23 protein-coding genes are annotated in these 22,347 nt (G+C 60.8%); 17 read left to right on the forward strand and 6 right to left on the reverse strand.

Annotated features, from left to right (window positions below):
• The first annotated feature begins 2 nt into the window (after window positions 1-2).
• From opcA to LEPTO7104_RS0107115, 7 genes are all read left to right on the forward strand, one after another.
• Complete coding sequence (gene opcA, locus LEPTO7104_RS0107085; protein WP_017297859.1) at window positions 3-1,334, forward strand: glucose-6-phosphate dehydrogenase assembly protein OpcA; 1,332 nt, start codon at window positions 3-5, stop codon at window positions 1,332-1,334.
• Between the two features lie 2 nt (window positions 1,335-1,336).
• Window positions 1,337-2,008: a ligase-associated DNA damage response endonuclease PdeM gene (gene pdeM / locus LEPTO7104_RS0107090; protein ID WP_017297860.1), complete on the forward strand. Its 672-nt coding sequence runs from the start codon at window positions 1,337-1,339 to the stop codon at window positions 2,006-2,008.
• A 139-nt stretch (window positions 2,009-2,147) separates the two neighbouring features.
• Window positions 2,148-2,921 carry an SH3 domain-containing protein gene (locus LEPTO7104_RS39925; protein WP_017297861.1) on the forward strand — a complete coding sequence of 258 codons (774 nt, stop codon included), beginning with the start codon at window positions 2,148-2,150 and terminating at the stop codon, window positions 2,919-2,921.
• A 157-nt stretch (window positions 2,922-3,078) separates the two neighbouring features.
• Window positions 3,079-3,297 (forward strand): hypothetical protein, encoded by a 219-nt coding sequence (locus LEPTO7104_RS0107100; RefSeq protein WP_017297862.1) that lies wholly within the window; start codon window positions 3,079-3,081, stop codon window positions 3,295-3,297.
• Between the two features lie 57 nt (window positions 3,298-3,354).
• Window positions 3,355-4,506, forward strand: coding sequence for a glycosyltransferase (locus LEPTO7104_RS0107105; protein ID WP_026072457.1), 1,152 nt, complete (start codon window positions 3,355-3,357; stop codon window positions 4,504-4,506).
• A 31-nt stretch (window positions 4,507-4,537) separates the two neighbouring features.
• Window positions 4,538-5,983, forward strand: coding sequence for an undecaprenyl-phosphate galactose phosphotransferase WbaP (gene wbaP / locus LEPTO7104_RS0107110; protein WP_017297864.1), 1,446 nt, complete (start codon window positions 4,538-4,540; stop codon window positions 5,981-5,983).
• Window positions 5,984-6,026: 43 nt separating this feature from the next.
• Entirely contained in the window at window positions 6,027-7,238 is a 1,212-nt protein-coding gene (locus tag LEPTO7104_RS0107115) for an O-antigen ligase family protein (protein ID WP_196358091.1), read from the forward strand.
• On the opposite strand, the gene petL is transcribed toward LEPTO7104_RS0107115, so the two are convergent.
• On the reverse strand, window positions 7,225-7,320 hold the full coding sequence (petL, locus tag LEPTO7104_RS0107120) for a cytochrome b6-f complex subunit PetL (protein WP_017297866.1): 96 nt from the start codon (window positions 7,318-7,320) through the stop codon (window positions 7,225-7,227). The two genes, LEPTO7104_RS0107115 and petL, sit on opposite strands and share 14 nt — an antisense overlap.
• 220 nt (window positions 7,321-7,540) lie before the next feature.
• Here petL and aroB point away from each other — a divergent pair, with 220 nt between their 5' ends.
• From aroB to hisB, 3 genes are all read left to right on the forward strand, one after another.
• Window positions 7,541-8,638 (forward strand): 3-dehydroquinate synthase, encoded by a 1,098-nt coding sequence (aroB, locus tag LEPTO7104_RS0107125; RefSeq protein ID WP_017297867.1) that lies wholly within the window; start codon window positions 7,541-7,543, stop codon window positions 8,636-8,638.
• Window positions 8,639-8,912: 274 nt separating this feature from the next.
• A complete protein-coding gene (locus LEPTO7104_RS0107130; RefSeq protein ID WP_017297868.1) occupies window positions 8,913-9,650 on the forward strand; it encodes an LmeA family phospholipid-binding protein in 738 nt (245 codons plus the stop codon).
• An 80-nt stretch (window positions 9,651-9,730) separates the two neighbouring features.
• Window positions 9,731-10,372, forward strand: a complete 642-nt coding sequence (gene hisB / locus LEPTO7104_RS0107135) for an imidazoleglycerol-phosphate dehydratase HisB (RefSeq protein WP_017297869.1) — start codon at window positions 9,731-9,733, stop codon at window positions 10,370-10,372.
• Between the two features lie 112 nt (window positions 10,373-10,484).
• Here the strand turns inward: hisB and LEPTO7104_RS0107140 are convergent, their stop codons facing one another.
• The 4 genes from LEPTO7104_RS0107140 to LEPTO7104_RS0107155 all read right to left on the reverse strand — a co-directional run bounded on the left by LEPTO7104_RS0107140 (window position 10,485) and on the right by LEPTO7104_RS0107155 (window position 13,787).
• Window positions 10,485-10,676, reverse strand: a complete 192-nt coding sequence (locus LEPTO7104_RS0107140; RefSeq protein ID WP_017297870.1) for a DUF2949 domain-containing protein — start codon at window positions 10,674-10,676, stop codon at window positions 10,485-10,487.
• A 409-nt stretch (window positions 10,677-11,085) separates the two neighbouring features.
• Window positions 11,086-12,003: an NAD(P)-dependent oxidoreductase gene (locus LEPTO7104_RS0107145; protein WP_040695311.1), complete on the reverse strand. Its 918-nt coding sequence runs from the start codon at window positions 12,001-12,003 to the stop codon at window positions 11,086-11,088.
• Window positions 12,004-12,043: 40 nt separating this feature from the next.
• On the reverse strand, window positions 12,044-12,853 hold the full coding sequence (locus tag LEPTO7104_RS0107150; RefSeq protein WP_225886942.1) for a glutamine amidotransferase-related protein: 810 nt from the start codon (window positions 12,851-12,853) through the stop codon (window positions 12,044-12,046).
• A 160-nt stretch (window positions 12,854-13,013) separates the two neighbouring features.
• Window positions 13,014-13,787: an ABC transporter permease gene (locus tag LEPTO7104_RS0107155; protein WP_017297873.1), complete on the reverse strand. Its 774-nt coding sequence runs from the start codon at window positions 13,785-13,787 to the stop codon at window positions 13,014-13,016.
• Window positions 13,788-13,989: 202 nt separating this feature from the next.
• Between LEPTO7104_RS0107155 and LEPTO7104_RS0107160 the strand changes: the two genes are divergently transcribed.
• The 7 genes from LEPTO7104_RS0107160 to LEPTO7104_RS0107190 all read left to right on the forward strand — a co-directional run bounded on the left by LEPTO7104_RS0107160 (window position 13,990) and on the right by LEPTO7104_RS0107190 (window position 21,778).
• Window positions 13,990-15,948: an FAD-dependent oxidoreductase gene (locus LEPTO7104_RS0107160; RefSeq protein ID WP_017297874.1), complete on the forward strand. Its 1,959-nt coding sequence runs from the start codon at window positions 13,990-13,992 to the stop codon at window positions 15,946-15,948.
• A 170-nt stretch (window positions 15,949-16,118) separates the two neighbouring features.
• Window positions 16,119-17,156 carry an aromatic ring-hydroxylating dioxygenase subunit alpha gene (locus tag LEPTO7104_RS0107165; protein WP_017297875.1) on the forward strand — a complete coding sequence of 346 codons (1,038 nt, stop codon included), beginning with the start codon at window positions 16,119-16,121 and terminating at the stop codon, window positions 17,154-17,156.
• A 168-nt stretch (window positions 17,157-17,324) separates the two neighbouring features.
• A complete protein-coding gene (locus LEPTO7104_RS0107170) occupies window positions 17,325-18,137 on the forward strand; it encodes an HAD family hydrolase (protein WP_017297876.1) in 813 nt (270 codons plus the stop codon).
• 199 nt (window positions 18,138-18,336) lie between these two features.
• Entirely contained in the window at window positions 18,337-19,347 is a 1,011-nt protein-coding gene (locus tag LEPTO7104_RS36795) for a type I secretion C-terminal target domain-containing protein (protein ID WP_017297877.1), read from the forward strand.
• Window positions 19,348-19,420: 73 nt separating this feature from the next.
• The gene (locus LEPTO7104_RS0107180; RefSeq protein WP_017297878.1) at window positions 19,421-20,035 is read left to right on the forward strand and encodes a chromophore lyase CpcT/CpeT; all 615 of its coding nucleotides are present in this window, start codon (window positions 19,421-19,423) and stop codon (window positions 20,033-20,035) included.
• Window positions 20,036-20,096: 61 nt separating this feature from the next.
• Complete coding sequence (locus tag LEPTO7104_RS0107185) at window positions 20,097-20,987, forward strand: hypothetical protein (RefSeq protein WP_017297879.1); 891 nt, start codon at window positions 20,097-20,099, stop codon at window positions 20,985-20,987.
• 122 nt (window positions 20,988-21,109) lie between these two features.
• A complete protein-coding gene (locus LEPTO7104_RS0107190) occupies window positions 21,110-21,778 on the forward strand; it encodes a hypothetical protein (protein ID WP_017297880.1) in 669 nt (222 codons plus the stop codon).
• Window positions 21,779-21,879: 101 nt separating this feature from the next.
• On the opposite strand, the gene LEPTO7104_RS0107195 is transcribed toward LEPTO7104_RS0107190, so the two are convergent.
• Entirely contained in the window at window positions 21,880-22,278 is a 399-nt protein-coding gene (locus LEPTO7104_RS0107195; protein WP_017297881.1) for a nuclear transport factor 2 family protein, read from the reverse strand.
• Window positions 22,279-22,347: the final 69 nt, after the last annotated feature.

Below are 22,347 nucleotides of genomic sequence, written 5' to 3' on the forward strand. Positions count from 1 at the left end.
CTATGACTACCACCCCTATCGTTGCCCTACAAAAACCCAAAGACATTTCCCTAGACGATATTGAGTCAGAGCTACAGAGTATCTGGCACCAGCAGGACTCTGGGTCTGCAACCCCGATCGCGACGCGAGCCACCACCTTCACCATGGTGGTCTACGAGCCCGAAGAGGTGCAGCAGATTTTGGCCGCCCTGGGCTACTACACCGGCTTTATCGACAGCAACCACGGCAGTATGACCCGCGAGGCGATTCGCCAGGCCCAAATAGCCTACGATCTGCGGGTGACAGGCCGGGTTGACCCCCCTACCCTGGCCCGTATCCGTCAGGAATACGCCCAGCTTTCGCCCAGCCAAAAGGTTTACCCCAACATTGACCAGCGCGGGTTTAGCCTCAGCGAGTCGATTTCAGCCCACAACCCCTGCCGCATCATCAGCCTGTGCCCCACCTTTGGGGAAGATACCGGGGTGACAGCCCAGGTATCGGTGTACTGCCCGGTGCAGAAAAAAAGCAGCGGCAACCTCGTGTGCTGCGAATACATTAACCTGCGGGGCACCAAGGCCGCCCTGGGGCGAGTCAGCGACCTGATTGCCTCGCTGACTCTGCCAGAGCTGCCCAAATTTGTGTGGTGGAAGGCCACCCCCAGCCCCGAGCAGCTGATTTTTCAAAACCTGGCCAAGTCGAGCAACTGCATTATCGTTGACTCCAGCTTTTTTAGCGATGCCGAGGCCGAGCTGCAAAAGATGCAGGATCTGATCGAGGCCGGCACCTACATTGCCGACCTCAACTGGCACCGGCTGGCCCCCTGGCAGGAGCTAACCGCCGCCGCCTTTGACCCCCCCGAGCGGCGGGAGTCGCTGCTAGACGTAGACCGGATTAGCATCGACTACGAGCAGGGCAACGCGGCCCAGGCGCTGCTCTACCTGGGCTGGTTTGCCAGCCGACTGGGGTGGGAGCCCGTTGACTACGTGGGTGAAGGGGGCATTTACAACATCCAAAAATTTCACTTCAAAGGCCCTAACGGCCTGTCCATTGAGGCGGAGCTAGCGGGCATTCCAGTGGCCGATCTGGGGGAGGTCGTCGGTGACTTAACCGGGCTGCGGATACTGTCTACCGATAAGAGCGCCAACTGCTGCACCATTCTGTGCTCGGAGACCACCGGCTGCATGCGCATGGAAGCTGGCGGCGGTGCCCAGGCCTGTCAGGTAGAGCAGGTGACGGCGCTGTCTGACCAACGGGCCGACTTTATGCTGGGGCAGCAGCTCCAGCGCTGGGGCGAAGACATGCTCTACGAAGAAAGCCTGGCCATGGTCGCCAAGATAATGAACCTTCCGAAATAGCCTTGTCTCTCCAAATTAGCGCCATAGAAACGCTTACCGTAGGCCAAACTGAGCTGCTGCTGCTGCCCGAGCGAGCGGTCTATGCTGTAGGGCTGGGGGCAATTCTGGTCTCGGATGTCCACCTAGGCAAGGCCGAAACCTTTCAGCACCACGGGCTACCGGTATCTAGCCACGCCAACCATGCCGCGCTTCAACGGCTGGAGGCACTGTGCGCCCGCCACAGTCCTGAGTCCATCTGGGTGTTGGGCGATCTGTTCCACAGTCAGGACGGAATGACCGATGGGGTAATCGACAGCTGGTTGGCATTTTTAAGCAGGACGCAGGTGAATGTGCGCCTCATTTTGGGAAATCACGATCGCCGCCTGCAAGACACCCTCAGCCAGCTCTCGGTGGATTGTTTTGTGGAGGCCGTGGAGACGGCGGGCCTGCTGCTGAGCCACGAGCCCAGGCTAGACAGCGATCAGGTGAATATCTGCGGCCATATTCACCCCTGCCTGAGCCTGAGCGCAGGGTGCGATCGCCTGCGTCTGCCCTGCTTCCACTGGCAGGCCCAGCAGCGGCGGCTGACGCTGCCCGCCTTTGGCGAGTTTACCGGCGGCTATGCCATTACCCTGGCGCGGGGTGACGTGGCCTACGCGGTGGCCGACGGGGCCATGGTGGCCTTTAAAAAGTAAGAAAATTTGGGGCTGGGGCCTGCGATCGCGCTTCTCCCCCCGGCAAGTGTGTACCAATCTAAACTCTAGAATCCAAAATCTAACCTCCCTTGAGGTCGGGCGCTATGCTATATCTCGGGTTTTTTGTGGGGAGATCGCCATGCCAAAGGCCAACCGACCGATTACTTTGGGGCTTTGTGCTGCCCTCAGCCTGACGGCAGTTGGCTGCTGGGGCCGCCACAAAGCAGCGCCCCCAAACGAAGACCAACAGCCGCAGGTCACAGAGCCGGAGACTCCAGCCCAGACCCCAGCGTCAACGCCTACCGCCACGCCCACCCCCCAGCCCCCCGAACCCGGGGTAGGCGGCACCGGGCAGGCCGTCAACCCGCCCCAGGCCGCCCAGCTCATTGCCGCTGAGCCGGGGTCAAAGATAAATCTGCGATCGCAGCCCACCACCTCCTCTAGCGCCAAAGGCTACGGCCTGGTGGGCGACCCGGTGATGCTGCTGCGATCGGCCGAGGCGAGCGACGGCACCTGGTACTACGTCAAGTTTGAGCAATCTGGAGCCGAGGGCTGGATTCGCGGCGACTTTATCAACACCGAGGGGCGGGCCACCCCCCTCTCGCCCCAGGCCAGCCAGAGCAACACCTGCGACGGCGTCATGGAAGGCATGGCGGTGACGGCCTTTTACGATGGCAGCGGCTTTCACATGGTGCGCTTTGTGAACTTAGAAACCAAAAACACCTTCGACGCCACCCTCAGCCGCCAGGGCAGCAACAACGCAGGAAAACCCCTGTATCAGGGCACCGCCAGCCCCCCCACGGGCGGCAGCTATCCAGTAGCGCTCACCGACCTCTCGGGGGGCAATCCCGGCAGCGGGTCGCAGGTGGCGCTGGACTATGCGGGGATTGAGGGGAGTGTTGCGTGTAAGTAGGGGAGTGGGGGGGAGATGGGGGGATGGGGAGATGGGGAAGTGGGGGAATGGGGCTGAGCGATTTCTGGCGCAGCTGTTCTATTCGCTGGAGTAGTTACTTAGGGGGAGAGGCACACTGATAAGATTGGAGCGTGAAGTTGCTAAGCAGGAGCGCCCCATGGCCGAAGAACTCAGCGCCGAAGAGCAGCAGGAGCTAGAAACCCTGCGGCAGACCATCGAACAGGCGATCGCCGATGGCGTGCTCACCCAGGCCGAGCGCGATGCCATTACCGCCACCATGCGAGCCGACGGCAAGGTCACCTTTGAGGAACTCGCGCTGGTGCGGCAGTTGGTGAACGACAAAGTCGCCGCCGGAGAGCTAAAAACCGAAAATTAGCTCAGATCCGCTGAATGCTTACCGCCTGCCCCCTCCCCTTACCCCCCGCCACCGATCTTGACTGTTCCCGCAGAGTTACCGACTGCCATAGCTGTGGTGCACGAGTGGCTGGTCAGCCGCGCCGGGTCGGAGAAGGTGGTCGAGCAGCTGCTGGCCGTGTGCCCCCAGACCGATATCTTTAGCCTGGTGGAGTTTTTAGAGCCGACGGCGGCGGCGCTAATTCCTCCCGGCACGCGGGTCCAGACCTCTTTCATTCAAAATTTACCCTGGGCGCGGCGGCACTTTCGCCAGTACCTGCCGCTCATGCCCCTGGCGATCGAGCAGTTTGACCTCTCGGCCTACGACCTGGTGATCTCCAGCAACCATGCGGTGGCCAAAGGGGTGCTGACGCGACCGCACCAGCTCCACGTCAGCTATGTGCACACCCCCATTCGCTACGCCTGGGACTTACAGCAGCAGTATCTTCAGCAGGCGGGGCTGACCAGCGGGGCCAAAGGCGCGCTCACCCGGCTAATTCTGCACTATCTGCGGCTGTGGGATTTAGCGGCGGCCTACCGGGTCGACTGCTTTGTTGCCAACTCCCGCTACGTGGCCCGCCGAATTTGGAAAACCTACCGCCGCCCGGCTACGGTCATCTACCCGCCGGTGGCGATCGATCGCTTTCGCTGGCAGCAGCCCCGCGAAGACTTTTATCTGACCGTATCGCGCTGTGTACCCTACAAGCGGGTTGACCTCACCGTAGAGGCCTTTAACCGCCTGGGTCTACCCCTGGTGGTAATCGGCGACGGGCCAGCCCTCGGGTCACTACAAAAACTGGCGAAATCAAATATAACCTTTTTGCGGAACCCGCCCGACGCTGTGGTGTCAGATTACATGGAGCGCTGTCGCGGGTTTATTTTTCCAGCAGAGGAGGACTTTGGCATTACCGTAGTCGAGGCTCAGGCGGCAGGGGCACCCGTAATCGCCTACGGCAAAGGGGGCTGTGCCGAGACGGTCATTCAGGGCAAAACCGGGGTGCTGTTTGGTCAGCAGACCGTGGCTGATCTCGTGCAGGCGGTGCAGTATTTTGACGGCCATCGCCATCAGTTTGTAGCCGAAACGATTCGTCGTCAGGGGGAAATGTTCTCAGAAACCAGGTTTCAGCGGGAAATGGCTGACTATTTGACGCAGAAGTGGCTGAAATTTAAGCGGGGGGATGAATTAGAGTAGTGTCGGTGTTGCAGGAGTATTGGGGAAATTTATGTTTCCTCTAGAGCGCACGGTTCAGCCCGTGATGGTGTCGCTGAGGATGTCAACCCGATCGCTGCCGATGGTTGGCCTACTTGGCGCGTCCGATTTGCTGGCCCTGTTTCTAGCCGGTACCGCAGGTGTTTACCTCAGGCTGGCGTTTGGAGGACAGTACCTACCCAGCCTATATGGGCATCTATGGCCCATTCTGGGAGTGTTTTTGCTGGCCTATGCAGCGGCGGGGCTATACCCAGCGGTGGGGCTCAGCCCGGTCGACGAACTACGGCGCATCTGTCTATCCACCAGCTTTACCCACATGGTGCTGGGGGCAGGGCTGTTTTTGACTGGCCAGAGCGAAACCTACTCTCGGGGCGTCTTTTTAATGGTCTGGGTGCTCTCCCTGATCATGGTGCTGCTGGGGCGATTGTTGGTCAGGCAGGTGTTTGCCCGCTACCCCTGGTGGGGCTACCAGGTGCTGATTTTGGGGGGCGGGCGCACCGGAGAGCTGGTGATTCAAACGCTGAAAAATCAGCCCAGCTTTGGCCTCAAGCCGGTGGCGGTGCTGGATGACGATCGCGATCGCCGCGACAAAATTTGCGGCGTGCCCGTGCTGGGGCCACTGTCGATCGCCCCCCGCCTGGCCCGCAAGCACGACATCCACTACGCCATTGTGGCAATGCCGGGGGTGCAGCGGGAGAAGCTGCTTCGGGTTTTAGAGCGCCATGGGCACACCTTTCCGCACCTGATGATGATTCCTGACTTGTTTGGGGTGGCTAGCCTGTGGGTAAGCTCCAAAGACCTAGGGGGAATTTTGGGTCTGGAAATTCGCCAGCAGCTGCTGCTGCCGGGGCCGCGCCTGATTAAAGCGCTGCTCGATGTTGGCCTGACTCTGCTGGTGGGGAGTCTACTGCTACCTCTGGTGGGTATTATTGCCGTTTTGGTCAAACTTGACTCGCCAGGGCCTGTTTTCTACGGTCAGCCGCGCCTGGGGCAAAATAGCGTCCCCTTTATCGCCTGGAAGTTTCGCTCGATGGTGCCCAATGCTGACTATGTACTGGAGCGCTACTTTGACGCCAATCCGACCCTGCGATCGCAGTGGGAGCGGGATCATAAGCTCCGCTACGACCCCCGCATTACCCGCATTGGGCGCTTTTTGCGGCGCACCAGCCTCGATGAACTGCCCCAGCTGTGGAACGTGCTGCGGGGTGAAATGAGTCTGGTCGGCCCCCGCCCTATTGTCAAAGAAGAAATCTTTCGCTACGCCGACAAGTACAGCCTATACACTAAGGTGCTGCCGGGCCTGACGGGGCTGTGGCAGGTGTCGGGGCGCAACAACGTGTCCTACGAGGAGCGGGTCAACCTCGACGCCTACTACGTTAGGAACTGGTCGGTGTGGCTGGATATCTACATTCTACTTAGAACCGTTTGGGTGGTTGTAATTGGCGATGGAGCCTACTAGGGGAAAGGGACTTGGGGTCAGCAGCTTAGCCCTAGAGCGCTTGGTGCTAGGCAGTTTAGTGGTGTTGCCCTACGTCGTCTACGGGGCGATCGCGACCCTGGGCAGCTTTTTGATCGTCAGCATTCACCACTGGCATCGCCAGATGTGGCGACTGCTTTACAGCCAGGGCTGGGTCTGGCTGGCCCTGGGGCTAGGCATCGGGGTCGTGCTCTCGGAAGCGCCGGGGGAGTCGGCCCTACAGGTGCTCAATTTCGTTCCGTTTTTTGTGTTTTACGCCGCGATCGCCGTCGCCCTGCCCACCTTTAGCCGTCCACTGCAAACCCTCCACCATTGGGGGCTGGCGACATTGATAGCCACCGTTCCCATCAATCTGGCGGCGGGGGTAGAGTTTTACCTGCGATCGCCCAGCAGCATTAGCCGCTGGGGCGGTCTTCCATGGCTCCAGTGGCTGTACCTCAAAACCGACTACGGCCACCGGGCCAGCGCCGTCTTTGGCCACCCCAACGCCCTCGCCAACTATATGGTGATCGTGTTTGGCCTCGGGTTAGGCCTCTGTGCCCACTATCTCAGCCGCCCCGAACTGCGGGCGAAAAGCCCCTGGGTATGCGGTGCCACAGCCCTGGTGCTGGCGGGTATCTTTTGTTCTGGATCGCGCAGCGGTCTGCTGATTGCGGGCCTGCAATTGCTGTTGTTTGGCGGGCTGATGCGGCCCTTTCGCTACATTTTTTGGGCTGGGCTAGGGGCGATCGCCCTGCTCATTGTCAGCGCGCTGATTTGGGGCGTGGGCGGGCGCAGCCTGCCCGAAGCTTTTACCACCGCTGTCCTGCGGCTGAGCGTCTGGCAGCTAGCCCTCGACATGATTCCGCACCACCCTTGGTTCGGCACCGGCCTGGGCACCTTTAAGCTGCTCTACAACCCGGCTAACTTTCCGGTGGCAGGCGACTTTTTGCCCCACGCCCACAACCTTTGGCTCATGCTGGCTGCCGAAACCGGAGTGCCTGTCGCCCTGGGGTTTACGGCTTTGGTGGGGTGGATTCTGGGGCGCAATGTCTATGCCCTGGCCTCCACCCCAATGTCCCCCGCCACCAGAGCGCTGCTCGGTGGCTATCTGGCTGGCTTTGGGGGCACCACAGCCTTCGCTATCTTCGACCTGGCGTTTTACGATGGCCGGATCAATATCCTAGGCTGGCTAGTGTTGGGCAGCCTTCAAGCCATTACAGGTCTAGCACCGAAATTTGGGACTAAATCAGCTTGACGGCGCGCAGGCCAAAGTACAGTCCCACAGCTGTGCCCACCATGATCGACAAAAACAGCACGTAGGCTACTACACCACCCATAGTCTTTCTCCACAACAGCTACGTATTTATTGAACCACGGTAGGGGAGCGTAGGAGTGGGGGAGTGGGGGAGTGGGGGAGTGGGGGAGTGGGGGAGATGGGAGCAAGTTTTTGCCTTCCCCATCCTCCCAACCTTCCCCACCTTCCCCATCCACCTCACCGCCTTGCTCCTTAACCAGCTAAAGTTTTAAAGCAACCTCCCCATCGCCCTGGCTATATCCATGAAATCTGTCATCCCTGTGTCGCTGCCGAGCAACGCCTACCAGGTGGTGGTTGCCCCGTCGGGTATCGACCATCTGGGCGGCTGGCTGGCGGGGGGCGAGAAACCGCTGGTGAAGCCGGGGCAAAAGCTGCTGCTGGTGTCGAACCCGGCGATTTTTAAGCAGTATGGCGATCGCGCCCTCAGTTCCCTCACCCAGGCGGGCTACGTCGTTGAGACCTGCCTGCTGCCCGCCGGAGAGCGCTACAAAACGCTAAAGTCGATCCAAAAAATCTACGATGCGGCCCTGGCGTTTCACCTGGAGCGCAAGTCGGCCATGGTGGCCCTGGGCGGCGGCGTAATTGGCGATATGACCGGCTTTGCCGCCGCCACCTGGCTGCGGGGGGTGAGCGTAGTGCAGGTGCCCACCTCGCTGCTGGCCATGGTCGATGCTTCCATCGGCGGCAAAACCGGCGTCAACCATCCCCAGGGCAAAAACCTGATCGGGGCCTTCCACCAGCCCCGCCTGGTGATGATCGATCCTCTGGTGCTCAAGACCCTGCCAGCACGGGAGTTTCGTGCTGGCATGGCGGAGGTGATTAAGTACGGGGTGATCTGGGACAGGGACCTGTTTGAGACCCTGGAAGCTGCTCCCCGCCTAGACCAGTACCGCTACCTGGGCGACGGGCTGCTGCACACTGTTCTAACGCGATCGTGCCAGGCCAAGGCCGAGGTGGTGTCTCAGGATGAAAAGGAAGCGGGGCTGCGGGCCATTCTCAACTACGGCCACACCATTGGCCACGCCGTCGAAAGCCTGATGCACTACCGGGGAGTTAACCACGGCGAGGCGGTGGCGATCGGCATGGTTGCCGCCGGGAAAATTGCCACCGTCCTCAATTACTGGACGGCAGCAGAGGAAACCCGACAGCTCAGGCTGCTCGAAAAGGCGGCGCTGCCGACCCAAATACCGCCGCAGCTAGGGGCCGGCGACATTCTTGACCTGCTCCAGGGCGACAAAAAAGTAGAAGACGGCCAGGTGCGCTTTGTCATGCCCAAGGGCCTAGGCGCCGCCCTGGTTACGGGGGACATCACCCGCGACGCTATTTTGGCGGCTTTGTAGGAAGGTAAGCCCCAGGGAGGTAAACCTCAGGGAGGTAAGCCCCGGCGCTAAACCCGATCACATTCTCCGGTGGGGAGTGGACTGGCCTGAAATAGCCAGGCCCACGGCAGCGCTCCTGTCACGGGCGGAGGTGCCCTGGCTATTCATTAAGAAAGATTAATGTATCATCCCAAAGCAGCCTCTTATCAACGCCGAAAACCCCTACTACGACGGAGCTTAAAGCCTTTTGAGGCATCTAAACTGGGAGCTTCAAACCTATGTAGGACTATTAACTATGGCCAAAGGTAATTCGGATTTGGGAGAGCAGGCTCTCAGCAGAGCGGTCGAAATGGGTCTCTCTACCCAGCTTGACTCGGCGGAGAGCCTGGACGCCGAAATTCACACGAACCCGGTCGCCCTAGTGCAGGGAGAGCTGGAGTCAGCGGATATCAAAGGGCAAGGCCTGGTGATCAAAGACGACCTGCGTACCGAAGAATTGACGGTGCAAACCGACGGCATGGCGATCGATCCGATCAAGGCGGCGTTTGGCGACATAGAGCTAACCCGCCCCACCAACGCCACCGTTGCGGCCAAGCTAACCGAAGCTGATATTCAGCGGGCCTGTAACTCTGACTATATTCAGCGAAAGCTGCAAGCGCTGAAGGTCACGCTGGACGATCGCCCGGTGCAGGTGAGTTTTCAGCAGGTTCAGGTCAATCTGCCTGGGGAAGGTCGGGTGGCGATCGCGACCGACCTTCAGATGGACTCGGGGGAGCAGCAGCATGTGGCGTTCAGCGCGGCCCCAGCCGTAGACGCCCAGGGGTATCAGCTGATGCTCAACGACGTTCAGATGGAGGCGAACAACACCTCAGAACCCCTCACCCGCAGCCTCCTCGCGGCGGCTAACGACCTGCTCGACCTGCGCCAGTTTAGCCTCAGCGGTATGACCATTCAAGTCGAGCACATCGACATTCAAAAAGAGCACATGAACCTGAAAGCCAGGACCCGTTTCCAGAGGTTTCCGGGCAGCTAGGCGAGCGGCTGTGCCTGGCATAGCCTTTGGTAAGACACAGACTTCGGTAAGATGGAAGACCAACTCGCCAAGCAGCCGCCATGCAAACCCAAGATCGTTCCCTCGCTGCTCCCAGCACCAGCCTGGCTCACCTCAGCCGCCGCGCCAGCGTCAGCCGCACTACGGGCGAAACCGATGTGCAGGTGAGTCTCGACCTGGACGGCACCGGGCAGTGCGAGGCCAGTACAGGCATTCCCTTTCTCGACCACATGCTGCACCAGATTTCGTCCCACGGGCTGATCGATCTGGAGGTGCGGGCCACAGGCGACATTGAAATTGACGACCACCACACCAACGAAGACGTGGGCATCACCCTGGGGATGGCGCTGCACCAGGCTCTGGGCGATCGCAAGGGCATTACCCGCTTTGGCCACTTCGTTGCGCCTTTGGATGAATCGCTGGTGCAGGTGGCGCTCGATTTTTCGGGGCGGCCTCACCTCAGCTACGGCCTGGAGATTCCGACCCAGCGGGTGGGCACCTACGACACCCAGCTGGTGCGGGAGTTCTTTGTCGCGATCGTCAACCACAGCCAGATGACCCTGCACATTCGCCAGCTCGACGGCATCAACTCCCACCACATTATCGAGGCTACCTTTAAGGCCTTTGCCCGAGCCATGCGTATGGCCACTGAAGTAGATCCCCGCCGGGCGCACCTGATTCCCAGCTCTAAGGGCGTGATTTAGGGTCTGGCGCTCACGCCTCTTTAAAACCTAAAAAAGTAAAAAGAGGCAAAAACAACAAGAGGCGCAGCACGCGCTGCGCCTCTTGACAGAGTTAAGCCAGGGTTTTGTGGATCTAAGCCGCTTCCATCCAGTCATAGATTTGCTCTAGTTGCTCCAGGGTAACCAAACCATACTGCCAAAGGATCATGGGCAATGGCCCAGGATCTTGCTCGCTGTGCTTGAGGGCAACCTGGATAGAGGCTGTCGAAATAGCCAACTCATCCTGCAAAAATTGAATCAGATTGGGTTGAACGCTCACCGTCATAAAGTCTCACCTCCTTAAGGGGCGTATAGGGCGCGAAGATATTGCCCACGATTTTACACAAGGATGCCTCAGTGGCAACATTAATTTCGCCTAAGAATTTCGGCTAAGATAGCCGAACCTTTTATCACACCCACACCGACAGTTTCGCCCCGCCAGTCTTTGGGCAGCCTGCCCTCACCCCAGAACAGGCCTGACGGCAGCGGCGGCGATCGCCTCAGTAGTCATCTTCGGTGATTGCAATAAAAGATACCCGGATTCAAGCGCAGATCTCGGGTTTTGCTTCACGTAATGTTGAAACCCGTAATATTTGATCAAGATATTTGATCAAGATTTGGGGCGCAGCCCTCCCTCGGGCCAGCGCTCGGCCAGGGAAATTGGCCAGCGGCGAGACAGGGGAATCTGCCCAGACTTACAGGGCGGGCTTATCTAGCTGTGGCATGGGGCTAACAATATTAAACAGAGCGGCGTAGTCGTCGTCGGCATAGCCTGCCTGCACCGCCTGGGCGACGATCTGCCGCACGCTCTCGGCCGGCAGAGTAGCCAGCCCAGCGGCTTCGGCAGCGGCCACAAACAGGCCCATATCCTTGAGCAGGTGCTTGGTGGGGAAGTTGGGGTCGGCAAACTGGCGGGTTTGCATCCGGCGCAGCTTTTTGTCGAAGGTGGGGGCGTAGAGGGCACTCTGGCGCACCACCGCCATGAAGGTATCCACATCGATACCGGCGGCCTGCACCAGCCCCAGGCTTTCGGCAAAGGCGGCGGTCAGCGAGCCAATGAGCTGATTCATGGCCAGCTTCAGGGTAGCGGCGCTGCCCACTGGCCCCACGTGGTAGAGGGTGGTGCCCAGGCAGGCCAGCAGCGGCTGCCAGCGCTGATAATCTGCGCTTTCGGCCCCGACCATGATGATCAGCTTGCCGTTTTTGGCTTCGGGAATGCTGCCCAGCACCGGCGCCTCTAGATAGGTGGCCCCGGCCTGGATAACAGCTTGCTCAATTAGCTGACTTTCGGCGGGGGCAATGGTGCCCATTTGAATGATGGCACCCTGGGCCAGGGGCGAGGGGCGATTCCCCCCAGAAGACGCAGTGCGATCGCCCACAGCCATGGCATCGAGGAGCGATCGCACCGCCGCCCCATCGGTCACCATAAAGATGACAGCCTCCACCGCCTGAGCCAGCTCCAGGGGAGTAGAACAGACAACCGCCCCGGCTAGATCCAGGGGCTTGAGTCGCTCTGGGGTGCGGTTATAGACCCACACCCGATGCCCCGACGATAGCAACCTGAGGGCCATAGACGACCCCATTAGCCCAGTGCCAACTACCCCAATTTTCACCCGCTGTACCTCCCTAATGTGCTTCTACCCCACGGCGGCGCTAGCCGATTTCGGTCATGGGTGACGAATCCTGGCGATGGGCAATGGTGCTTCCCGGCCCGCTGCGGTGGGAATGGGCTGGGTGATACCGCCCCCACGCCACTTCAGCTTCAGCCGGGGCACCCATCCATCCGGCCAAAAATTGATGCAGCCAGCACTCTACCCCAGGGCTGTAGAGGCGGTGCTGGCTGAGGTGGTAGGCCCGCCCCTGAGCCCCAGGGTAGCTCAGCTGTTCAGCCCCTGCCGTGGTCCAGTGGTTGACCATGGCGGTGGTAATCTCGGGGTGAAACTGAAGCCCGTAGGCCGATCGCCCATAGCGAAAAGCCTGGTGAGGAAACGTGGACCCGGTGGCCAGCAGGTGGCTGCCCACTGGCAGCGTAAAGCCTTCCTGGTGCCACTGATAGACCATCAGCGGACCGGGCAGCAGAGCCAGCCCTGGCGGGGTCGGCAGAATTGGGTAATAGCCAATTTCGCGCTGCCCTGTGGGGTGAGGCACCACCGCTGCGCCCAGGGCGCGGGCCAGCAGCTGCGCCCCCAGACAAATACCCAGGTAGGGTTTTTCTGAGGCCAGCGCCATGGCAATCCAGTCGAGTTCTAGGCGAATAAAGTCCAGGTGATCGTCGTTGGCGCTCATGGGGCCGCCAAATACGACAACCGCGCTGTGGCCCTGCATCGTGGCGGGCAGCGGCTGTCCCTGGGCGGGGCAGCGCACATCGAGATCAAACCCCAGGGCGCGGAGGCTGTCGCCCACCCGGCCTGGGTTAGAGGTGGGCTGGTGGACAACTACTAAAATAGGCAAACTAATACTCACAGAATCTAGAAAGTCTCCTCTAGTGCAGCTTCGCCAGCACCGATAGCCCCCAGTCGCAGGCCCTGCTGCACAATATGTCCTGTTGCACAATACATTGCGCGCCCTATAGTCGCACTCTATATAACTCTATCGTCTCAGCCCGGAAGCGGCACTGGACCACCTAGAGCTGACGCTCAACCTGCACCATGCGGCGGTAGGAGAGCCAGCCAGCCGCCACCATTGCCCCGGCGAAAATGCCCAGAAACCGCACGTGGGAACCCACTTCCGTCAGGGTGCTTCCCTTCACCACGACCCCAGAGAGGGCTTCAATCATGTGGTAGATGGGGTTGAACTGGGTCAGCCGGGCTAGGGAGTCGGGGAAAAACGCCGTGGGCAAAAAGGTACCCCCCAAAATCATCAGCGGAATACCAAAGGCGGCAATCAGCGCGTTGACGTCTTCGGTGCGGCGGGCCAGCTGGGTGCCCAGCACAAACCCCACCCCCACGTAGGCGGCAATGCTGAGCAGCACGATCAGCAGGTTGGCCAACGGATTGCCGCCGAGGCTGGCTCCGTAGAAGAGGGCGATCGCATAGACCAGCCCCGCCTGCACCAGGCCAATCGCCCCGTAGGCTAGGCAAATCCCCAAAAAATACGACACCCCGCTCAGGGGTGACAGAAACAGTCGCTTCAGCGTCTTTTGCTCCCGCTCAGATACCACCGTGGCAACGCTTCCCCCCAAGCCACTAAAAAACAGCGCTGCTCCCACCAGCGTGGAGGGGGCGGCCTGGGTGTAGGCCTCCGCCAGGGAAATTTGCAGCCGCTCCTGCAAAATCAGGCTGTTCAGCACAAGCAGCAGCACCGGAAAAATCGCCCAAAAGATCAGGCTCCGCCGCCGCCGCCACAGCTCCACCAAAATGCGCTGGGCAACCGCCAGGGTTTCTCGCACGTATTTCATCGGGATGAGTAGACTGTGAAGGCAACTTAATACTACAGTCTTTAACAGGTTTAACGCGGGATCCAGTCTTCTCTGGTCGGGAGACCTGGAAGTCCCTTCCCTGGCTGGAAAGCTGTGTTACCGTAAGGCCCAAGTCGCTCCCCACACATCCTTGGGAATATTTCCAAGGCGAGTTCGACCTAAGCAATGCCTAAAACCTCAGATGAGTCAATCCTTAGAGGGGCTATTTGCCCAAACCCTGGCCCGTCGCAATGTCCTCAAGCTCTTTGGCGTAGGAGGAATTGCGGCCTTACTGAGCTATTCTCGCCTCAGCAAACCCCAGCCTACGGTTTTTCAGCAAGATCGGCTAGAGCTGCCCGCCCGAGTGGGGAAGGGCACTACAGCGGTGGTGATTGGCGGCGGGCTGGCGGGGCTGGCGGCGGCCTACGAACTGAGTCAGCGGGGGGTAGCGGTCACGCTGCTGGAGCGATCGCCCCAGCTGGGCGGCAAAATTGCCAGCTGGCCAATTCAGGTGGGCGACGACACCTTTATGATGGAGCACGGCTTCCACGGCTTTTTTCCGCAGTACTACAACCTGTTTGGCCTGGTCGACGAGCTCAACATTCAGCAGAATTTTAAGTCCCTCGACTACTATTCACTGGTGTACAAAGACGGCTACAACCCCGAAGTATTTCGCCCCAGCAGCTCGGCGTTTCCTTGGAATGTGATCGATCTGGCGGTGTCGTCGTCAAACCGGCTGAAGTGGGGCATTAACCTGACACACATCAAGCATCTCCAGGTCTTTCGGGAAATTACGGGCTTTCGCAACCCGCAGACCTACGATCGCCTCGATCATCTGTCGGTGGCCGAGTGGGTGGCCAACGACTTTCCGCGCGGCCTCTACGACCTCTACTTTTTGCCCTTTGCCAAGTCGAGCCTGAACGCCCCCGACCTGCTCAGCGCCGGGGAACTGATGCAGTTCTTCCACTTTTATTTTTTTGGCAACCCCGAGGGGCTGGCCTTTAACGGCACCTGCCAGGACATGGGGCGATCGCTGGTTGACCCCATGGTGGAGGCCATCCAGGCCAACGGCGGCCAGGTGCTGACCGGCGTCACCGTCAGCCAGGTGGCGTGGGATGAGGGCCAAGTCGCTGGGGTCACTTACCAAAAGGGCAGCGTCGCCACCAGCCCGGTGCCCTTCTGGGTGGAGCGCAACCCCCTGCTGAGTTCGGAGACGATGGAGTACTTTGGAGCCGGGGACAGTGTTTACTCCGTAGCAGCGGGGGCCAAAACCGCCCTGTCGCTGACCTGCACCCACCAGGGCTGTAGCGTGCAGCGCCAGGTCGAGGCGAGCGAGGGCACCGCAGGCGGCTACCTCTGCCCCTGCCACGGAGCCGCCTACGCCAGCAACGGCGAGGTGCTGGCCGGACCAGCGCGGGAGAATCTGGCGGCGTTTAAGGTGCTCCAGCGAGCGGGCGATCGCCTCCAGCTCATCACCGCCAGCGCCGCTACCAGCACGGCCCACGATCTCACCGCCAACTACTACGTGATGGCCGCCGATATTCCCGGCACCAAAGCTCTGTTTGCCCTGTCAGTGGGCGAGGTAGACCCTACCCTGGTGGCCCAGGTCGACCAGCTGCGGGTGGCCGATCCCTTTGCCGTGGGCCGGTTCTGGCTCGATCGCGACTTCGACTGGCAGCACAGCTGGTTTACCTCGCTCTCGGGCTACCGACTCACCGACAGCATTACCCTCTACCACCGCATTCAGGACGACTACATAGCCTGGAGCGATCGCACCGGGGGCAGCGTTGTGGAGCTGCACGCCTACTGCTACAAAGAAAAAGACTTTCCCACCCAGGCCGATATTCTCGACACCTTCGAGGCCGAGCTGTACGACATCGTGCCCGAGCTGAAAGGCGCAACCGTGCTGCACCGACAGCTCGTCAACCAGAAGAACTTTGCCGGATTTCCGCCGGGCAGCTTCGCCAACCGGCCCCAAACCACCACCCCCGCCGCCAACCTGCTGTTTGCGGGCGACTGGGTGCGCATGCCCTTTCCCTGCGGCCTGATGGAGCGGGCGGTGAGCAGCGGGCTGCTGGCGGCCAACGCCATTCTTCAGCGCGAGGGAGTGCAGCGCCGCCCGATTCTCTCGGTCAACCCCGAGGGAGTGCTCAAAATCTAGGGGCGTTCCCGGCATAGGCAAATTGTCTTCAGCGATAGCGCAGGTGTGAGATGGACGGATTGGGTAGAGAAGCAGCGGTCACAACCCTCAAGCAGCTAGATCTGAGGAATAGTCAAGATTCCTCTGCATCCGACGAGGCGGCGGCGCCTAAATTGGCGCCTAAATTATCGTTGCGAGAGCTGGGAATCAACCTCAACCACTGGTACGCAGTGGCTCAGAGCGCCGAACTGAGGGACAAACCCCTTGCAGTGACCCTGTGGCACCAGCCGATTGTGCTGTACCGCGATCGCGCCAGCAATCCCATTGCCCTCGAAGACCGCTGCCCCCACCGCCAGGTCAGGCTCAGCGCAGGCACCGTCGCAGGCGATAACCTGATGTGCGCCTACCACGGCTGGCAGTTTGCCCCCGACGGCGCCTGCGTCCATGTGCCCTACCTGGAGCCCCAGCAAAAGCTGCCCACCTGCACCCTGCGCCGCTACCCGGTTCGGGAGCAGGACGGCTTTATCTGGCTGTTTCCCGGTGACGCCGCCCTGGCCGAGCAGGTAGCCCCCCTGGGGGTGCCCGAGTGGGAGCACCTCAACTTCATCGGCTCGCTGACCACCATCGACGTCCAGGCCCACTACTCGTTCTTAATCGAGAACCTGATGGACATGTACCACGGCCACCTGCACGGCGGTGCCCAGGTGTGGGCCAACCCGGTGCTGGCGGAGCTTGAGGCAGGCGAGGCCCGCGTCCACGCCCGCTACGATGCCGAGAGCTACTACCGCATCGACAAAATCTGGTCGGTTAGCCAGCTGCTGATTCCAGCTTTGCGGCGGCTGCACCCGGAGCCGCTGGATGTCTACTATCACTATCCCCACTGGCGATCGACCCTGGGGAATGACTTCGTGATCTACTGCCTGTTTTGCCCGCTCAGCGAGACCCACACCCGCGCCTACCTGCTCCACTTCACCTCCCTGGAGCGGTTTCCGAAGCTGCACAAAACCCCGCTGGCGGTGCGGCGGTTCGTGAAGCGATCGTTTACGAACTCGGCCAGCTTTTTGCTGCGGCGCCTGGTGCGCGAAGATGTGCTGATGCTAGAGCAAGAGCAGCAGGCCTTTGCAGCGAACCCGACCTATCGGGGGCCGGAGCTAAATCGGGCGCTGACGGCGGTGCAGCAGCTGATTCGGCGGCAGGCGGGGATGGGGGATGGGGAGATGGGGGGATGAGGAGATGGGGAGATGAGGGGATGGGGAGATGAATTCAAAGTGCAAAGTTCAAGATTTTGCACTTTGCACTTTGCACTGGCCGCATGAGGGGATAACGGCCTTACGCCAGTGGCATTCCACCCTACAATGGGCCTGCGATCGCAGTTCACCTCTAGAGGCTCTTTCCCAATGGCTGGCCCCGATATTCTGGCGCTCGATTTTGATGGCGTGGTCTGCGACGGGCTGCGGGAGTATTTTCAAACGGCGTGGAGGGCCTACGGTGAGGTGTTTGAACCGGGGGCGGGGGCACCGCCGGAGGGGCTGGCCGAGCGGTTTTACCCGCTGAGGCCGGTGGTTGAAACGGGCTGGGAGATGCCGCTGGTGCTCTACGGGCTGATGGCAGGGGTGCCGGATGGGGAGATTCTCGATCGCTGGTCTGAGCTAGTTCCGCAGCTGCTGGCGCGGGCGGGGGTGGAGCCGACCGCCCTGGGCCAGGCGGTAGACGGGGTGCGCGATCGCTGGATTGCCCAGGATATGGAGGGCTGGCTCAGCTACCAGCGCTTCTACCCCGGTGTGATCGATCGCTTGCGGCAGATGGTGGCCGACGGCATTGAGCTGGTGATTATTTCTACCAAGGAAGGGCGATTTATTCAGCAATTACTGACCCAGGGAGGGCTAAATCTCCCCGGCGACGGCCCCCTGGGGCCAGCCCCAGGCGATCGGATTTTGGGCAAAGAGGTCAAGCAGCCCAAGTATGAAACCCTGCGGCAGATCCAGGCGGCCTGTGGGGGGCAGAGCATCTGGTTTGTGGAGGACAGGGTTAAGGCCCTACAGGCCGTGCAGCGCCAGCCCGACCTGGGCGATGTGGGGCTGTTTTTGGCCGGCTGGGGCTACAACACAGCGGCCGACCGGGCCATGGCCACCGACGGTATTTACGGGCTGACGCTGCCTCAGTTTTGCGGTCCATTTGCAGCTTGGGGACGCGATCGCCAAGCAATATAACCTGGGTTTCACCGTAAATTTACGTAATCTTGACGGGGTCTGCGATCGCTTAAATTGTTCGTGACGCTACCAAGCAAAATTTTCCGGATTTGTGCGCCAGCGCCAGAATCAGGAATAGACGCTGGGAGCCATGGCTGAAGCTTAGGTTAACGTCGATGGCCCAGCCCCCCGAAGCCGCGCTGTTTGTTTCTGTGTTGCCATGACTGACCTATTTGTTCCCCCGCCAAAAACCGGCTCTCAGTCAACGTTCATACTTCCAGACGAACCCAATTCCCCTGGAGCTGAAGCCGAGGCTGCGCTGACCACCGAGCCTGCCACAGAAGCATCCACCCTGGCCGCCGGGGAGGCGATCGCCCCCCTCAGCCCCCCCATCAGTCCCATAGACGAAGTTTTTTTCTACGGCTATTCCGCTGACGGCCCCCCGACGCTGTACCAGGTCAACCTGACGGAGGGCAGCCGAACCATCGTTACTGAACCCGTAGACCTCTATCCATCCGCGCTCGATGGGCTGTTTACGACAGAAGCCGGCGGTCTGGCTGGACCAGAGGAAGTCAGCTCTGACGCCCCATCGCAGACATTTACCATTATTGATGGCACCAGCGGCAAAAACTTTCTCATCGGCACCGCCGCCGACAACGCTTTATTTGGGTTGGGCAGCGACGATCTGCTGCTGACCGGCCGGGGCAACAACCTGGCCTTTGGCGGTGCTGGCAACGACACCCTGGTGGGCGGGACGGGCAACAACGGCCTATTTGGCGGTGCTGGCAGCGACTCCCTAGAGGGCGGGGCAGGCGACGATCTGCTGGTAGGCGGCCCCGGCAGCGATATTCTCTACGGCGGCGCCGGGGCCAACACCCTGGTTGGCGGCGCCGGGGCCGATGTCTTTCGGCTCAACAGCCCCGGCGCCTACAGCTCGCTGGTGGGGGGCACCCCTGCGCCCGCCGCTCAGCCCGATACTCTTATCGACTTCAACGCCGCCGAGGGGGATGTGCTGGATTTTAGCCAAATTGCCGCCCAGTCTCTCTTTGCTGGTAGCGATCTGCTGCCCTTCGTCAGCTTTGTGCAGGTGGGCAGCGATACCCACGTGCAGATCACCACGCCGCTGGGCCAGGTTTCCACCGAGGCCATTTTGCTGAATGTACAGGCTGATACCCTGACCCCAGACAGCCTCACCTTTACGCCCCCCGACGGGCTGCCCCAGCTCAAGTAGACCGCCCCAGAGCCCCCCTCAAACCTGCCCCACTTTCCGGTAGCATCAAGGCTGGAGCAATGCAGGTAAGCCTATGATTGAGGCCCAGCTACACCCGTTGGCGATCGCCCTGGCCGGAGAGTTTGACAACCGCCAGCAGTCATTGTCCGACCCCACCTGGTACCTGCACCTGCGGCTGTGGCAGCGCCCTCTGCCGCGCCATCTGTTTGGGGAGGGCTACGGTTTTTTTATCGAGCAGGTTAGCGTGGCCTCGGGGAAGCCGCCCTACCGGCAGCGGATTCTGCATCTGACGGCAAAGGACAATGCCCTGTGGGGCCAGTACTACGGCCTGACCGACCCCAGCGCCTACGTCGGCGCGGCCACCCAGCCCGATCGCCTGACCGGCCTCAGCCGCGACGAGTTAGTTAGCCTGCCCACCTGCGGAGTTGCCATTGAGCGCCAGCCCGATGGCCAGACCTACAGCGCCCGCCTGCCGGAGGGCAGTCTGTGCAGCTTTACCATTGGCGGCGCGACCTCCTACGTGCGGCTGGCCTTTGACATTGGCCCCGAGTCGCCCGCTGCCAGCAGCGCGATCGTGTTTCAAATGAACGATCGCGGCATTGACGCTGCAACGGGCAAGGCCACCTGGGGACCCATGATGGGGCCGTTTCGGCTGATTAAGCAAAACGCCTTTGCCCTACCGGCATGAGGCGGCTGTAAACGGGGCTGCTTCCTGATTGCTGTGGGGCTATCGGTGTTACCCTGGAGCGATGCCTGAGGCCTTATGGCTCTGGGCCTGGGGCGATCGCCCCAGCAACTGCCATTTACCGCCCCCGCTGACCCCTTCCCACCGACCCCGCATGGAGCGCGATCTTCTCATTCTGACGGTTTACTTCATCTGCGTGGGCTACGTGGTCTACCAGATGGCGCTGTCCATTGAGGAGGAACTGGAGGACCAGGTTGTGCTGGTGCCCGATGTTGCCAGCCTGGAGAGCAGCCTGCGATCGCAGCTGGTGCGCCAGGGCTTTGCCGAAACCGCCGCCGAGGTCGTGCCGGGGGGCATAGAGCCGTTGGGCAAAGCCGCCGCGCTGCGCCTGGTGGTGCCCGAACCCCGCAGCCTCGCCCCCCCGGAGAACCGCCCCGAGCCGCCGCAGGAGGGGCAAATTGTGGTGCAGGTGCTGCCCCAGGGGCCGTACCCACTCCAGCCGGTCGTGGGACTGACGGTGCAGGTCATCAACCAGAGCCGCGCCCTCCAGGTCACCATCGACTGGGATCGCAGCTCCATCACCCGCATGAACAACGAAATTCGCCGGGTGATTCGCCACACCCCCGGCATGCGCCTCGATCTGGCGTTGCCCCAGGTCACCAGCGTGGTTAACCCCAACCAGTTTCTCAGCACCGTTGTCACCAGCGAAGACTGCTTTAGCCGCAGCGCCGACACCCAGGTGCTCCAGCAGACATCCCCCGCCATCAACATCCCCAAAATGGCCGACCTCAAAGCCCCCCTGCGCAACTACTCCCTCGATCTGGTGATTCAGCTCAAGCCCTTTAGCGATCGCGGCGGTCGGCCTGTCATGCTGCTGCTGCCCTTTCGCTTTGCGATCGAGCCGCTGCCCGCCAAAGCCGCCATTCCCCTGGTGAACTGGATTTTGAAACGCTAGCAGGGCGATCGCCCCTCAACGGCTGGGGTGCTGCTAGGCTGATCTATAACTCCGGCTGGTAAAAGCACCCCTGAGCCTGCCGGAGTGGACTAATCCCAATACCGCCCGCATCCTGCACCGCCATGGCCACCCGCCTCTGGAACTTCCTCACCACCGATAGCCGCAACCTGGTTGCGCTCAACACCGCCAATGGCATGACCGATGCCGCCGATGCCGTGCTAAATCTGGCGGCGGTACTGGCCGAAGAAGGCCCCCGCAGCCCAAGGCTGGCCCCCTTGGTCAACCAGCTCGACTCGCTGCTGGATGCCCTGAACTCGCCCCTGGGAAAGCTCGTAGGCGCAGGTCGGCCCTTTGTCTCCCTGGGCACCGGGCTGCTGAAATTCTACCGAGAGACCACCCAAAAAGAACCCACCCTGGCCCAGTCCGTCGCCTTAATCAGCCAGGCCGCCTACTTGGAAAGCTTTCGAGAATTTGTTAAGCGGCACCCCAAGATCGAGCAGTGGCTAACCGCCAAGGACGCCACCCCCCAGGCCAAAACCATTACCCTACAAGCTAAGGCCCTGGGCGTCTTTGAGCTATCCGATCCGGAAGCCCGCTTCGCCATGCTGCACTTTCACCAGTCGGCCCTGGCCAAAGCCTTTAACGATGTCCTCAGCGCTCGGCTCGTGCAGTTGGGGGCAACCACCGAGCAGGCCAATCGCATGGCCGAAGTGGTGGCCAAAAATACGCATCGGCCCATGGCAACGGCGATCGCCGACGCCGAAAGCTCACTCAATCTCAGGGTGGAGTAGGCCTGATCCGAAATCCGATTTGGAAAACCCCGATTCATAAATCAAGCATCCCGTAGCAGCATGCTGAACCCCTGCAAGTCGGGGGGATTTAGAAGGGTTGGCTACTGTCCCAGCTGAAAGACTACGCCTAAATATTCTCGATAGGCGCACACGCGATCGCCCTTAATCTCAAAGGCGATCGCCGCCTGATTGTCGTAGGGCTGCCCCAGCATTATCCCCCTGGATCGGACTTCATAGACAACGGTTGTGGGGTTGGAGGTAACCTGTTGAACCGTCAGCGTCAGCCCCTCGGGGAACACCTTTGACACCATGGCAAGAAATTCCCCAGCCCGGTCTTTGCCATGGTTAAGCCCTTTGAAGGGGCCAGCTGGAAACCAGAATGTAAAGTCATCGCTGAGACAGTCTAGGAAAGGAGTCCAGGCTCCGCTGTCCAGCCCCTGGGCAAAAGCTTGAAAGGCTTTGTCGGCCACTCGCAGCGTATTGGCATTGGCTTCATACATCTTGGCCCACCCCAAGAAAAAGACCCCGTTGGCCGTCTAAAACCCGACGCTGCGGCACGATTCACCTGG

It is taken from the genome of Nodosilinea nodulosa PCC 7104 (assembly GCF_000309385.1).
GTDB lineage: Bacteria > Cyanobacteriota > Cyanobacteriia > Phormidesmidales > Phormidesmidaceae > Nodosilinea > Nodosilinea nodulosa.

Bases quoted from the DNA above. Each gene is read 5' to 3' on its own strand.
- LEPTO7104_RS39925 (WP_017297861.1), top strand. From the start codon at position 2,148: ATGCCAAAGGCCAACCGACCGATTACTTTGGGGCTTTGTGCTGCCCTC.
- LEPTO7104_RS0107180 (WP_017297878.1), top strand. From the start codon at position 19,421: ATGATTGAGGCCCAGCTACACCCGTTGGCGATCGCCCTGGCCGGAGAG.
- hisB (WP_017297869.1), top strand. From the start codon at position 9,731: ATGCAAACCCAAGATCGTTCCCTCGCTGCTCCCAGCACCAGCCTGGCT.
- LEPTO7104_RS0107160 (WP_017297874.1), top strand. From the start codon at position 13,990: ATGAGTCAATCCTTAGAGGGGCTATTTGCCCAAACCCTGGCCCGTCGC.
- LEPTO7104_RS0107190 (WP_017297880.1), top strand. From the start codon at position 21,110: ATGGCCACCCGCCTCTGGAACTTCCTCACCACCGATAGCCGCAACCTG.
- LEPTO7104_RS0107195 (WP_017297881.1), bottom strand. From the start codon at position 22,278: ATGTATGAAGCCAATGCCAATACGCTGCGAGTGGCCGACAAAGCCTTT.
- LEPTO7104_RS0107185 (WP_017297879.1), top strand. From the start codon at position 20,097: ATGCCTGAGGCCTTATGGCTCTGGGCCTGGGGCGATCGCCCCAGCAAC.
- wbaP (WP_017297864.1), top strand. From the start codon at position 4,538: ATGTTTCCTCTAGAGCGCACGGTTCAGCCCGTGATGGTGTCGCTGAGG.
- petL (WP_017297866.1), bottom strand. From the start codon at position 7,320: ATGGGTGGTGTAGTAGCCTACGTGCTGTTTTTGTCGATCATGGTGGGC.
- opcA (WP_017297859.1), top strand. From the start codon at position 3: ATGACTACCACCCCTATCGTTGCCCTACAAAAACCCAAAGACATTTCC.
- LEPTO7104_RS0107140 (WP_017297870.1), bottom strand. From the start codon at position 10,676: ATGACGGTGAGCGTTCAACCCAATCTGATTCAATTTTTGCAGGATGAG.
- LEPTO7104_RS0107100 (WP_017297862.1), top strand. From the start codon at position 3,079: ATGGCCGAAGAACTCAGCGCCGAAGAGCAGCAGGAGCTAGAAACCCTG.
- aroB (WP_017297867.1), top strand. From the start codon at position 7,541: ATGAAATCTGTCATCCCTGTGTCGCTGCCGAGCAACGCCTACCAGGTG.
- LEPTO7104_RS0107155 (WP_017297873.1), bottom strand. From the start codon at position 13,787: ATGAAATACGTGCGAGAAACCCTGGCGGTTGCCCAGCGCATTTTGGTG.
- LEPTO7104_RS36795 (WP_017297877.1), top strand. From the start codon at position 18,337: ATGACTGACCTATTTGTTCCCCCGCCAAAAACCGGCTCTCAGTCAACG.
- LEPTO7104_RS0107130 (WP_017297868.1), top strand. From the start codon at position 8,913: ATGGCCAAAGGTAATTCGGATTTGGGAGAGCAGGCTCTCAGCAGAGCG.
- LEPTO7104_RS0107170 (WP_017297876.1), top strand. From the start codon at position 17,325: ATGGCTGGCCCCGATATTCTGGCGCTCGATTTTGATGGCGTGGTCTGC.